Source organism: Mesorhizobium sp. PUT5 (genome assembly GCF_052216645.1).
In the GTDB taxonomy this organism is placed as follows: Bacteria; Pseudomonadota; Alphaproteobacteria; order Rhizobiales; family Rhizobiaceae; genus Mesorhizobium.
This window is the reverse complement of the sequence record NZ_JBQOSO010000003.1, coordinates 2,025,384-2,036,633: the sequence shown is the minus strand read 5'-3', so window position 1 is coordinate 2,036,633 and position 11,250 is coordinate 2,025,384. Positions and strand designations below refer to the sequence as shown.

Below are 11,250 nucleotides of genomic sequence, written 5' to 3'. Positions count from 1 at the left end.
GTTCAGTAGATCCGGATCAGCACCGCTCCGGCAAGCAGCAGCATGGCGCCCGCGACGCGCCCGACCGAAATCTCACGCACCGCAAGCCCGAGGAAGCCGATGCGGTCCACGATTAGGCCGGCAAACAATTGACCGGCGACCACGAAGCCCATCGTGGCTGCCGCGCCGAGCCGCGGCGTCAGGATGATTATGGCGGTGACGAAGGCGGCGCCCAGGCAGCCGCCGGCAACGAACATCCACCATGGCGGAACGCGCCAGCCGATCGTAACGCCCTGCGCCTGCGAAACCGCCATCGACACGAAGGCCAGCGCCACCGCGCCGGCGAAAAAAGACGAGGCCGCGGCCGCCACAGGCAGGCCGAGGCCCTTGCTGAGTGCGGCATTGATCGGCGCCTGGATGGCGAGGAACGACCCCGCCACCACGCCAAACGCCGCCCAAAGCAGGCTCCAGATCATGCCGGTCTCAAGCCGCGACGTCGGCAGCGACCTTCAGCGACACGATCTTGTCGGGGTCCTGCACCGGCTCGCCGCGCTTGATCTTGTCGACATTGTCCATGCCCTCGACGACCTGGCCCCAGACCGAGTATTGCCGGTTGAGGAAGGAGGCGTCATCGAAGCAGATGAAGAACTGCGAGTTGGCCGAGTTGGGGTTCTGCGCACGCGCCATGGAGCAGGTGCCGCGGCCATGGTTGGCGTTGGAGAACTCGGCCTTGAGGTCCGGCTTGTCCGAACCGCCCATGCCGGCGCGCGAAGGCGCGAAGGAAGGCTTGGACGAGTTGCCGTACTGCACGTCGCCGGTCTGGGCCATGAAGCCGTCGATGACGCGGTGGAACACCACGCCGTCATAGGCGCCCTCGCGCGCCAGTTCCTTGATGCGGGCGACATGGCCCGGCGCCAGGTCCGGAAACATTTCGATGACGACGGTGCCCTTCGTCGTTTCCATGATGAGGGCGTTCTCGCGGTCCTTGATTTCGGCCATTTTCCTGTCCTTTCGTCATCCGGCTCCTTGCGGCCGGCTTACTTTCCGTCTGCCGCGATGCGAACCTTGACCATGCGGTCGGGGTCGTCCACGGCGCCGTTGCGGGCATCGTCGCCCTTCTTGATGTTGTCGACCAGTTCCATGCCCTTCTCGACATTGCCGACGATGGTGTATTTCCCGTCGAGGCTCGGTGCGGGCCCGAACATGATGAAGAATTGCGAATTGGCCGAATCCGGGTTCTGCGACCGGGCCATGCCCACCACGCCGCGCACGAAATGCTCCTTGGAGAACTCCGCCGGCAGGTTCGGCAGTTCCGAGCCCCCGGTACCCACGGCAGAGGCGTTAAAACCCTTCTTGGCATTGCCGTATTGCACGTCGCCGGTCTGGGCCATGAAGCCGTTGATGACGCGGTGGAACACCACGTTGTCGTAGGCGCCCTCGCGCACCAGCTTCTTGATCTGGGCGACATGCTTGGGCGCAAGGTCCGGACGCAGCGCCACGGTGACGTCGCCGTCCTTCAGCGTGATGATCATGGTGTTTTCCGGATCAGCCGCAAAGGCCGTCGCCGATCCGGCGAAGAGCCCCGCCAGCACGACGAGGAAGGCAGCGAGCTTCTTGAGCTGCATGAATGTATCTCCGAGCTATTTCGCGAACTTGGCGACGAGCGCGCCGACAACGCATGCCGGCACGAAGGGGCGGATGTCGCCGCCCATCGAGGCGATCTGACGCACGAGTGTGGCGGTAATGGTGCGCACGGAGGGGCTGGCCGGCAAAAACACCGTCTGCAGTTCCGGCGCCATGGTCTCGTTCATGCCTGCCATCTGCATCTCGTAGTCGAGGTCGGTGCCGTCACGCAGGCCGCGAATCATGATCGAGGCGCCATGCCTGCGCGCCGCGTCGACGACCAGCCCGTCAAAGGCCACGACCTTGATGCGCGCGCCGTCGGCACCCAGTTCTTCGCGTGCGGACCGCTCGATCAGGTCCACCCGCTCCTCGAACGAAAACAGCGGCTTCTTGCCCGGGTGGACGCCGATGGCCGCATAAACGATGTCGGCGACCGCCAGCGATGCCTTCAGCACATCGAGATGGCCGTTGGTCAGCGGGTCGAAGGAGCCGGCATAGATGGCGACGCGTTCTTTCATGGCGCAGCTTTCTAGATCAGCCGCAGGACAAATGCCATCCCCGCAGGCGCATGAACCATTCGGAAACCATGAACTTCAAATGAACGCGCCGGTCAGGAGCGGTTAAATATCGTTCACGTAGAGATGATGGCGTGGGTGAAACCAATTCGCGGCCCGTTCGTTGTCGAACCAGGAGAACCAAGCCATGATGATCTTCATGCTCGCCGCCGCAATGACCGTCGCCATGCTGATCGCCACAGTGTTCGGTCTGCATCAGGAAGCTGAAAGGGTGCGCCTGAACACCCGCGACCGCCGTTACCATTTCGGCCGCCGCGACTGATCCTAAAGCCTTTTGCTCAGCGCTCGCCGGGGTCTTTCTTCGACAGGTCCTTTTCCATGTAGACGACCGTCCAGCCGTCCCGCTTGGGATGGAAGCGACGCTCCCTCTCCACATAGCCATAGGCCGCGTAGAGCCCGATGTTGCGGGTCAGGCGCTCATTGGTAAACAGCCGCATGCGATCCAGCCCGGCAAGCGCGGCCCGCTCCTCGGCCCAGTCGAGCAGGCGATGGCCGAGCCTGCGCCCCTGGAAGGCGGGGGCCACCACCACGCTGTAGATCAGCATATGGTCGGAATGCGCCTCCAGCACGATCAGCCCGGCCGGCTCGCTCTCCACCTCCAGCAGCCAGACCTGGCCGGCGGCGATTCGGGGCGCATAATCTTCCCCGACAGGCAGCGGCGGCGCGCCGAGCAGCGGCGTGTATGGCGCATAGGCTTCCTCGGTCAGCCGCTCCACCGTCGCCAGATCGCCGGCAACGGCAAGGCGCAGCGAGGAAGCGGCCGCGCCGGTCATGCCTCTTCGCCGGCTCCGTTCTCTTGCGCCGGGCCAGCGTCTTCGGTTCCGTTCTCGCCGTCGCCGTTATCTCCGTCGCCCTGGGGCTCGGAAATGCGCTCGACGGAGACCACCTTCTCGCCGGCAGCGGTGTTGAAGATGGTGACGCCCTTGGTCGCGCGGCTGGCGAAGCGGATGCCATGGACGGGAACGCGGATGACCGTGCCGCCGTCCGACACCAGCATGATCTGGTCTTCGTCACCCACCGGGAAGGTTGCAACCAGCCGTCCGATCTCGTCCACCTTCGACACGTCGGTGGCGCGGATGCCCTTGCCTCCACGTCCGGTCCGCCGGAAATCGTAGGAGGAGGAACGCTTGCCGTAGCCGAACTCCGTGACGGTCAGCACGAACTGCTCGTGCTGCCTGAGGAATTCGTAGCGCTCGTCGGAGAGCTGGGCCTCCTCGCCCACCTCCTCGTTGGTCAGCGCGATCTCCTCCTCCTCGCCGGCGCCCGAGAGCAGCCGGCGCTCGGCGGTCGAGCGCTTCAGGTAGGCGGCACGCTCCGAAGCGTCGGCCTCGACGTGCTCGATGACGGTCATGGAAATCGCAGGGTCGTTCTCGGCCATGGAAATGCCGCGCACGCCGACCGAATTGCGGCCTGCAAACACGCGCACGTCCGAGACCGGGAAGCGGATGCACTGGCCTGACGCCACCGTCAGCAGCACGTCGTCGTTTTCCGTGCAGGTCTCCACGCCGAGGATCTCGTCGCCCTCCTCGTCCAGCTTCATGGCGATCTTGCCGTTGCGGTTGACCTGGACGAAGTCGGACAGCTTGTTGCGGCGCACGGTTCCGCGCGTGGTGGCGAACATCACGTCCAGCTCGCCCCAGCTTCCCTCGTCCTCCGGCAGCGGCATGATTGTGGTGATGCGCTCGCCCTGCTCCAGCGGCAGCATGTTGATGAGCGCCTTGCCGCGGGACTGGGGCGTGCCGATGGGCAGGCGCCAGACCTTTTCCTTGTAGACGATGCCGCGCGAGGAGAAGAACAGCACCGGCGTGTGCGTGTTGGCCACGAACAGGCGGGTGACGAAATCCTCGTCCTTGGTGGACATGCCCGAGCGGCCCTTGCCGCCCCTGCGCTGGGCCCGGTAGAGCGACAGCGGCACGCGCTTGATGTAGCCGGAATGGCTGACGGTGACGACCATGTCCTCGCGCTGGATGAGGTCCTCGTCCTCCATGTCGGCCCCGCCTTCGGCAAGCTCGGTGCGGCGCGGGGTGGAGAACTCGTCGCGCACGGCGGCCAGCTCGTCCTTGACGATCTGCTGGATGCGGGCGCGCGACGACAGGATGTCGAGGTAGTCGGCGATCTCGACGCCGATCTTGTTCAGCTCGTCGTCGATCTCGTCGCGCCCCAGCGCGGTCAGGCGCTGCAGGCGCAGTTCGAGGATGGCGCGGGCCTGCTCCTCGGACAGGTTATACGTCCCGTCGTCGTTGATGCGATGGCGCGGGTCGTCGATGAGCTTGATCAGCGCCTCGACGTCGGCGGCCGGCCAGCGCCGGGTCATCAACTGGTCGCGCGCCGTCTGCGGATCGGGGGCGCTGCGGATCAGCCGGATCACCTCGTCGATATTGGCGACGGCAATCGCCAGGCCGACCAGCACATGGGCGCGGTCGCGCGCCTTGCGCAGAAGATATTTCGTACGCCGGCTGATCACGTCCTCGCGGAAGGCGACGAAGGCCCGGAGCATGTCGAGCAGCGTCATGACTTCCGGCTTGCCGCCGTTCAGCGCCACCATGTTGGCGCCGAAGGAGGTCTGCAGCGGCGTGAAGCGGTAGAGCTGGTTGAGAATGACGTCGGCGTTGGCGTCGCGCTTCAGCTCGATGACGACCCGGTAGCCCTGCCGGTCGCTCTCGTCGCGGATGTCGGAGATGCCCTCGATGCGCTTCTCGCGCACCAGCTCGGCCATCTTCTCGATCATGGAGGCCTTGTTCACCTGGTAGGGAACCTCGGTGACGATGATGGCCTCGCGATCGCCGCGGCTCTCCTCGATATGCACCTTGCCGCGCATGATGATGGAGCCGCGCCCGGTGGAATAGGCGCTGTGGATGCCGGAACGGCCGAGCACGATTGCCCCGGTCGGAAAATCCGGCCCCGGCACGATCTCCATCAGCTCCGAAAGATCGATGGCCGGATTGTCGATGAGGGCGATGGCGCCGTTGCAGACCTCGCCCAGATTGTGCGGCGGGATGTTGGTGGCCATGCCCACCGCGATGCCGCCCGAGCCGTTGACCAGAAGGTTCGGGAAGCGCGCGGGCAGGACGCGCGGCTCGCTGCCGGAGGCGTCGTAGGTGTCCTGGAAATCGACCGTGTCCTTGTCGATGTCCTCCAGAAGCTCGTGCGCGACCCGGGTGAGCCGCGACTCGGTGTAGCGCATGGCCGCCGGCGGGTCGCCGTCGATGGAGCCGAAATTACCCTGCCCGTCGATGAGCGGCACGCGCATGGACCAGTCCTGCGCCATGCGCACCAGCGCATCGTAGATCGAGGCGTCGCCATGCGGGTGGTATTTACCCATCACGTCCGCCACGGGACGCGCCGACTTCACATATTTGCGGTTCCAGTGATAGCCGCTCTCATGCGCGGCGTAGAGGATGCGGCGGTGGACGGGCTTCAGGCCGTCGCGGACATCCGGCAGCGCCCGGCTGACGATCACGCTCATGGCGTAGTCGAGATAGGAGCGCTGCATCTCCTCGATAATGGAGACGGGCTCGATGTCCGAGGGGCCGTCCGGCCCCCGAGGTGTCTTCTGGTCGGTCAAAACAGGTCACGCAATTCAGGAATCATCCACCCCTTATATAGGAAAGCGCACCGTTTCTCCAATGGCGGGGACCGTTTTCCAGAACTGGTTTTCCTCGGTATTTCAAATGGATGCGCCTTGCGGGCGGGAATGTCGCGGTCAGCCGCGGGTGCGCGGTCCAGCCGTCTGCGCGGCATTTGGCAAAACCGCTTCCCACCTTGCCGGGCAATGCGCTAGCCTGCATGCGACGGGGGAGGCCGCATGCCCAGTTTCGACAGCATCTTCAATGCTTTCGTCACCATATTGGTGACGATCGACCCGCCGGGGCTTGCGCCGATCTTCCTGGCGGTGACGCGCGGCATGAACCGCGAGCAGCGCCGGCAGGTGTCGATCCGCGCCAGCGTCATCGGCTTCCTCGTCATGGCGCTCTTCGCCGTCGCCGGCGCCGCGATCCTTTCGGTATTCGGCATCACGCTGCCGGCCTTCCGGGTGGCCGGCGGCTTCCTTCTGTTCTTCATCGCCTTCGAGATGGTGTTCGAGCGCCGGCAGGACCGGAAGGAAAAGATCTCCGACGTCGCGATCACCCGCGACCACATCCACAATCTGGCCGCCTTCCCGCTGGCGATCCCGCTGATCGCCGGTCCCGGCGCCATCTCGGCCACGGTGCTGCTTTCCGGCTCCTACCAGGGGTTCGCCGCGCGCGCGGCCCTGGTCGGCATCATTTTCCTGTGCCTGGCCATCACCTATATGGTGTTCGTGCTTTCCGAGCGCATCGACCGCCTGCTCGGCCAGACCGGCCGCTCGATCCTGACGCGGCTGCTGGGCGTCATCCTGGCCGCGCTGGCCGTGCAATTCGTCGCCGATGGCATCAAGGCGCTGGCCGCGAGCTAGGTTCACGCGGCCGGCGCATTGCCATCGGCGGCATTGCACAGTAAGCACGATGTCAAAGCAGCCGCTTTTGATGAACGAGGTTTCGATGTCCGCGCGCATTTTCAGCCCCGCGAAAACAGCCATGCAGTCCGGCACGGCCAAGACCGGCCACTGGGTGCTGGAGTTCGACCCGGAAAAGCCGCGCAAGATCGATCCACTGATGGGCTACACAAGCTCCGGCGACATGAGGAGCCAGATCAGGCTGGCCTTCGACACGCGCGAGGAAGCGGTGGCCTATGCCGAAAAGCAGGGCCTGCCCTATCGCATCGAGGAACCCACCCCGCCCAAGCGCCGGCAGATTTCGTATTCGGACAATTTCCGCTTCGACCGCCGCACGCCCTGGACGCACTGAGCGTCGTCCCGCATGATCCCGAAAGGCGCAAAGCGGTTTTCGGGAAAAGGTCATGCGCAAACAGTAAGAGAAACGGGGATGACGGTCCCGTGGGCCATCATCCCGATCCAGCGGTCCCGTAGCTCAGCTGGATAGAGCACCGGCCTTCTAAGCCGATGGTCGCAGGTTCGAATCCTGCCGGGATCGCCAGCAATTCCTCGCAGGACCGCAGCCGGCTTCAGCGCCGGCCGACCAGGAACATGGCCGCCAGCCCGAGCGCGACGAGGCCGATCGCCGCGGCGGTCGCCGGATGTTCGCGCGCCGATCTTTCGATGGCCCTCGCCTGCCTGCGGACCGCGGGCAGGCTGCTGCCGATCCGTTCGGCGAGATCGTCGGAGAAGTCCGAAACCATGTCGCGCCCGTCCTCGTAATAGGAGTTGCCGCGGCGGGCCAGGACCTTCTTCAGCGAAGCAAGTTCGCGCGAAAGCGAGGCGACCTGCTTTTCCAGGTCGCTGTCGGAGAGGTTGGAAAAAAAGTTCATTCCCATGTCCCTGTTGAGTGAGGACATGAAACGGCCACCGGCCAGGTTGGTTCCTGCGCCGGCACCGTATATGCCGGAAGGGCGCAAAGCGCGCCCGGAGCATGCGTTCAACGCACCTGGTCGAGCAGGCGCTTGCACTCCAGCAGGTCGAACAGCGCTTCCTGCAGCAGCGCGCGGTTGTCGCGCGAAAGCTTGCCGCTGTCGGCCTGCACCGGTCCTTCCTCCTCGCTCTTGCCCAGGCCGAAGAAGCGCCGGCTGGGCTTGACCTTGGGCTGGCCCACCAGCATCTCCTCGTCCACGGCGCGCGGCTGCGCGCCCTGGGTCAGCGGCACCGTGTCCGCCTGCTTGCGCTGGGCGATCGCCTCCACGGCGGCAAGGTCGCCGTTGCCGATGGCGATGAGGAACTGGTTGCCGTTCTCGCGCAGCAGCTTCTGCACGCCCTTGATGGTGTAGCCCTGGTCGTAGAGCATGTGGCGGATGCCCTTGATCAGTTCCACGTCCTGCGGCCGGTAGTAGCGGCGGCCGCCGCCGCGCTTCATCGGCTTGATCTGCGTGAAGCGCGTTTCCCAGAAACGCAGCACATGCTGCGGCAGGTCGAGGTCCTCGGCTACCTCGCTGATGGTGCGGAAAGCATCGGGGCTCTTGTCCATGGGCGAATCCTCTCGCTGGACGGCGAAACGGCGGAAAATGCCGAATCGACACCTTATTTCAGCGGTTTATCGGACGCCATTCAAGCCCCGCCTCAATGCGGGCGCCCGTTTTCCAATCCTAGAGTATCCGTTTTGGTCAAGGAAGTTATGGGGCCCATTTGCGGTGGTCCCTGAGCAGTGCGTTTGCGAGGACGATCAGCTTTCGCATGATGGCGGTGATGGCGACCTTGGAGGCTTTGCCGGCGGCCTTGAGCCCATCGTAGTTTGCCTTGAGGTCTGGATTGAAGCGCGTGGCGACGAGGGCCGGCATGTAGAGGGCCTGGCGAACGTTGGCCCGACCGCCTCTGATGAAGGCGCGGCCTGTCCATTTTCCAGACTGGCGTGCGACCGGGGCGAGGCCAGCGAGCGATGCAGCCTGGGTGTTTTCGAGGGTGCCGAGTTCGGGCATGTCGATGATCAGCGCGAAGGCGGTGATGGCCGAGACGCCGGGGATCGATACAAGGATGTCGAAGCGGTTGGCTAGGTCAGGATCGGCCTTGATGAGCTTCATGATCTCGACTTCGATCGCGGCGAGCTGGCGCTCGATCTGCCTGAGTTGCTCGCCATTGTGACGCTTGAGGATGGGTAAGGTCAGGTTCTTTGCTCTGTTCTTCGCCGCCGTGCGGTTTTTCACCAGCGCCTCGCGGGCCATGGAGAGATCCTTGAGATCATTAAGGAGCGGGCCGCGCGTCGGTCGGGCCTCGAGGTCGAGCAACATCCCCATGCGCGCCAGCATGGCGGCGTCGAGCCGGTCGGTCTTGGCAAGCCGGCCGGTGGCCTCGGCGAAGCGCCTTGCCTGACGCGGATTGACCTTGACAAGGGCGAAGCCGCCATCCGCCAGCCTCCGCTCGAAGGCTCGGTGATAAGGACCGGTCGGTTCGTAGACGATGCGGGTGTCAGGCTGTGCCAGCCACGCCAGGAATGCTCTATGGCCGGCCTTGTCGTTGCCAAAGCGGCGGCTTTTGCCATCGCTCATGCGGTGGGCGTCGAGATGGTCTTTCGAGATGTCGACGCCGATGGTATCGTTCATCATCTTTCGCTTGTCCTGTGCTTGTCGTCCGCAGCCGAACTGCGGGTATCCGTTCAGGCCTCAAGAGAAAGACGAGGGCGATCACACTCTAGCTCGACCCGTCAACGGTCAGCATTTCAACGATCCGACCCTCGCCGCCGACGAGGGGCTGCTACCCCTCCCGGCGGTCCCTTCTTCGCCCGTTCGGCAGCAAAAGTCATAAGACAAGCCTTTCATGGTTACACGGGACCATTCTGCCGGAGCAGGTTTGGGCCAAGGTCGAGGGGTTCGGCGAGGTCGATGTGGGGCATCGGCCGCTGCCGAAGTCCGATGGATTTGGCCCGAACCGGCCCGGCCCTCCGGGTTTCCGTTTGGCGGCCGCCCACGGCGTCAGGCCGCTCGGCCGATGCACCACATCGACCTTCGCGCCCTTCCTGGTGGATCGGCACGCCAAACGAGAAACAGAATGGTCCCGTGTAACCATGAAAGGCTCTAAGCCCGTGCGGCTGGAACGCCTGCCCCTCGCGTCGGGCTCAGATCGCCCCCGCGCCTTGCGGCGCATGGCGGCGATCCTTTTCATCGCCCGGGCTTCGGACCGGCCGGCTCCCTTGTCCAACTCCCTTGTCCGGCCCGATACTCTATTTGCCCGCCTTGGCCTTGTTCTGGTGCGCACGCAGGATGCGGCTCTTCAGCACGTTCGAAGCCTTGAACGTCATCACCCTGCGCGGCAGGATCGGCACCTCTTCGCCCGTCTTCGGGTTGCGGCCGATCCGCTCGTTCTTGGATCGCACGTGGAATGTGGCGAAGGACGACAGCTTCACCGTCTCGCCCCGCACGATCGCTTCGCAAATCTCATCGAGCACCGCTTCCACCAATTCGGCGGATTCGGTCCTGGACAGGCCGACCTTGCGGTAGACGGCCTCGGCAAGGTCAGCACGCGTAAGTGTCTTTCCCCCCATCGACCGTCCCATCCGCTAAAAAACATATCTTCCAAACGACGGCGGAGCGTAAGTAATTGATCCGTCAAGGTCAAGGACCGATGCGGACCGCTCTGCCGTTACCAGCGGATCAGCACCGCGCCCCAGGTGAAGCCGCCGCCCATCGCCTCCAGCAGCACCAGATCGCCACGCTTGATGCGCCCGTCGGCAACCGCGACGGACAGCGCCAGCGGCACCGATGCCGCCGAGGTGTTACCGTGGAGGTCCACGGTTATCACCACTTTCTCCTCGGCTATCCCGAGCTTCTTGGCGGAAGCGTCAATAATGCGTTTATTGGCCTGGTGCGGAACGAACCAGTCGAGGTCCTGGGCGGTGATACCGGCCTGGGCGAATGTCGCCTCGATCACGTCGGTAATCATGCCGACGGCGTGCTTGAACACCTCGCGGCCTTCCATGCGCAGATGCCCCACGGTTCCGGTGGTGGAAGGCCCGCCATCGACGTAGAGCTTGTCCTTGTGGGTGCCGTCGGAACGCAGGCTCGCCGCCAGAACGCCGTGGTCGGCGATGGTGCCCGCGCCCTCGCCCGCCTCCAGCACCAGCGCGCCTGCGCCGTCGCCGAACAAGACGCAGGTGGAGCGGTCGTTCCAGTCGAGGATGCGCGAGAAGGTCTCGGAGCCGATCACCAGCACGCGTTTGGCCATGCCGCCGCGGATGTAGAGATCGGCCGTCGTCACCGCATACACGAAGCCGGAGCACACGGCCTGCATGTCGAAGGCGAAGCCGTGGCGCATGCCGAGCCGGTTCTGGATCTCCACCGCCGTGGCCGGAAAGGTGTTGTTGGGCGTGGAAGTGGCCAGCACGATCAGGTCGATGTCGTCGGGCGTCAGGCCCGCATCGGCAAGTGCCGCGCGTGCGGCGGCCTCACCCAGCGAGGCGGTGGTCTCGTCGTCGGCCGCGATGTAGCGCTGGCGGATGCCGGTGCGCTGGACGATCCATGCGTCCGAGGTCTCGACCATGCCTTCGAGATCGGCATTCCTCATGATGCGGCGGGGCAGCGCGGAACCGACCCCACGAACGACTGATCTGATCAA

General features: G+C 64.8%; 14 protein-coding genes and 1 tRNA gene. 4 read left to right on the top strand and 11 right to left on the bottom strand.

The genetic code is table 11. From position 1 onward, the window contains the following. Nucleotides 1-2: 2 nt before the first annotated feature. Genes ACTDI4_RS11450 through coaD form a run of 4 tightly spaced genes read right to left on the bottom strand, consistent with a single transcriptional unit; the run spans nt 3 to nt 2,120 of the window. Nucleotides 3-455, bottom strand: coding sequence for a DMT family transporter (locus ACTDI4_RS11450; protein ID WP_442841258.1), 453 nt, complete (start codon nt 453-455; stop codon nt 3-5). A gap of 7 nt (nt 456-462) precedes the next feature. Continuing rightward, complete coding sequence (locus tag ACTDI4_RS11445) at nt 463-978, bottom strand: peptidylprolyl isomerase (RefSeq protein WP_442841257.1); 516 nt, start codon at nt 976-978, stop codon at nt 463-465. A 38-nt stretch (nt 979-1,016) separates the two neighbouring features. Further along, nucleotides 1,017-1,604, bottom strand: coding sequence for a peptidylprolyl isomerase (locus ACTDI4_RS11440; RefSeq protein WP_442841256.1), 588 nt, complete (start codon nt 1,602-1,604; stop codon nt 1,017-1,019). Between the two features lie 15 nt (nt 1,605-1,619). Then, a complete protein-coding gene (coaD, locus tag ACTDI4_RS11435) occupies nt 1,620-2,120 on the bottom strand; it encodes a pantetheine-phosphate adenylyltransferase (RefSeq protein WP_442841255.1) in 501 nt (166 codons plus the stop codon). 184 nt (nt 2,121-2,304) lie between these two features. On the opposite strand from coaD, the gene ACTDI4_RS11430 reads away from it, so the two are divergent. Continuing rightward, the gene (locus tag ACTDI4_RS11430) at nt 2,305-2,439 is read left to right on the top strand and encodes a hypothetical protein (protein WP_442841254.1); all 135 of its coding nucleotides are present in this window, start codon (nt 2,305-2,307) and stop codon (nt 2,437-2,439) included. Between the two features lie 16 nt (nt 2,440-2,455). Here the strand turns inward: ACTDI4_RS11430 and ACTDI4_RS11425 are convergent, their stop codons facing one another. Next, nucleotides 2,456-2,950, bottom strand: coding sequence for a GNAT family N-acetyltransferase (locus tag ACTDI4_RS11425; protein ID WP_442841253.1), 495 nt, complete (start codon nt 2,948-2,950; stop codon nt 2,456-2,458). Continuing rightward, nucleotides 2,947-5,742, bottom strand: coding sequence for a DNA gyrase subunit A (gene gyrA, locus ACTDI4_RS11420; RefSeq protein ID WP_442841252.1), 2,796 nt, complete (start codon nt 5,740-5,742; stop codon nt 2,947-2,949). Before gyrA ends, ACTDI4_RS11425 begins: the two co-directional genes overlap by 4 nt. A 240-nt stretch (nt 5,743-5,982) precedes the next feature. On the opposite strand from gyrA, the gene ACTDI4_RS11415 reads away from it, so the two are divergent. The 3 genes from ACTDI4_RS11415 (at nt 5,983) to ACTDI4_RS11405 (ending at nt 7,192) form a co-directional block, all read left to right on the top strand. After that, nucleotides 5,983-6,612 carry a MarC family protein gene (locus tag ACTDI4_RS11415; RefSeq protein ID WP_442841251.1) on the top strand — a complete coding sequence of 210 codons (630 nt, stop codon included), beginning with the start codon at nt 5,983-5,985 and terminating at the stop codon, nt 6,610-6,612. An 85-nt stretch (nt 6,613-6,697) separates the two neighbouring features. Continuing rightward, nucleotides 6,698-7,003: an ETC complex I subunit gene (locus tag ACTDI4_RS11410; protein ID WP_442841250.1), complete on the top strand. Its 306-nt coding sequence runs from the start codon at nt 6,698-6,700 to the stop codon at nt 7,001-7,003. A 112-nt stretch (nt 7,004-7,115) separates the two neighbouring features. After that, nucleotides 7,116-7,192: transfer RNA gene (locus ACTDI4_RS11405), tRNA-Arg, on the top strand. Nucleotides 7,193-7,220: 28 nt separating this feature from the next. On the opposite strand, the gene ACTDI4_RS11400 is transcribed toward ACTDI4_RS11405, so the two are convergent. The 5 genes from ACTDI4_RS11400 to ACTDI4_RS11380 form a co-directional block, all read right to left on the bottom strand. Beyond that, complete coding sequence (locus ACTDI4_RS11400; RefSeq protein WP_442841249.1) at nt 7,221-7,523, bottom strand: hypothetical protein; 303 nt, start codon at nt 7,521-7,523, stop codon at nt 7,221-7,223. A 107-nt stretch (nt 7,524-7,630) separates the two neighbouring features. After that, nucleotides 7,631-8,173: a MerR family transcriptional regulator gene (locus tag ACTDI4_RS11395; protein WP_442841248.1), complete on the bottom strand. Its 543-nt coding sequence runs from the start codon at nt 8,171-8,173 to the stop codon at nt 7,631-7,633. Between the two features lie 145 nt (nt 8,174-8,318). Then, on the bottom strand, nt 8,319-9,245 hold the full coding sequence (locus ACTDI4_RS11390; protein WP_442840151.1) for an IS110 family transposase: 927 nt from the start codon (nt 9,243-9,245) through the stop codon (nt 8,319-8,321). A gap of 614 nt (nt 9,246-9,859) precedes the next feature. Next, on the bottom strand, nt 9,860-10,180 hold the full coding sequence (locus ACTDI4_RS11385) for an integration host factor subunit alpha (protein WP_442841247.1): 321 nt from the start codon (nt 10,178-10,180) through the stop codon (nt 9,860-9,862). A gap of 98 nt (nt 10,181-10,278) precedes the next feature. Then, complete coding sequence (locus ACTDI4_RS11380; protein ID WP_442841246.1) at nt 10,279-11,250, bottom strand: beta-ketoacyl-ACP synthase III; 972 nt, start codon at nt 11,248-11,250, stop codon at nt 10,279-10,281.

What these genes read in the sequence shown, in the direction of transcription:
- ACTDI4_RS11450 (WP_442841258.1), bottom strand. Translation starts at nt 455, where the DNA reads ATGATCTGGAGCCTGCTTTGGGCGGCGTTTGGCGTGGTGGCGGGGTCG.
- ACTDI4_RS11445 (WP_442841257.1), bottom strand. Translation starts at nt 978, where the DNA reads ATGGCCGAAATCAAGGACCGCGAGAACGCCCTCATCATGGAAACGACG.
- ACTDI4_RS11440 (WP_442841256.1), bottom strand. Translation starts at nt 1,604, where the DNA reads ATGCAGCTCAAGAAGCTCGCTGCCTTCCTCGTCGTGCTGGCGGGGCTC.
- coaD (WP_442841255.1), bottom strand. Translation starts at nt 2,120, where the DNA reads ATGAAAGAACGCGTCGCCATCTATGCCGGCTCCTTCGACCCGCTGACC.
- ACTDI4_RS11430 (WP_442841254.1), top strand. Translation starts at nt 2,305, where the DNA reads ATGATGATCTTCATGCTCGCCGCCGCAATGACCGTCGCCATGCTGATC.
- ACTDI4_RS11425 (WP_442841253.1), bottom strand. Translation starts at nt 2,950, where the DNA reads ATGACCGGCGCGGCCGCTTCCTCGCTGCGCCTTGCCGTTGCCGGCGAT.
- ACTDI4_RS11415 (WP_442841251.1), top strand. Translation starts at nt 5,983, where the DNA reads ATGCCCAGTTTCGACAGCATCTTCAATGCTTTCGTCACCATATTGGTG.
- ACTDI4_RS11410 (WP_442841250.1), top strand. Translation starts at nt 6,698, where the DNA reads ATGTCCGCGCGCATTTTCAGCCCCGCGAAAACAGCCATGCAGTCCGGC.
- ACTDI4_RS11400 (WP_442841249.1), bottom strand. Translation starts at nt 7,523, where the DNA reads ATGAACTTTTTTTCCAACCTCTCCGACAGCGACCTGGAAAAGCAGGTC.
- ACTDI4_RS11395 (WP_442841248.1), bottom strand. Translation starts at nt 8,173, where the DNA reads ATGGACAAGAGCCCCGATGCTTTCCGCACCATCAGCGAGGTAGCCGAG.
- ACTDI4_RS11390 (WP_442840151.1), bottom strand. Translation starts at nt 9,245, where the DNA reads ATGATGAACGATACCATCGGCGTCGACATCTCGAAAGACCATCTCGAC.
- ACTDI4_RS11385 (WP_442841247.1), bottom strand. Translation starts at nt 10,180, where the DNA reads ATGGGGGGAAAGACACTTACGCGTGCTGACCTTGCCGAGGCCGTCTAC.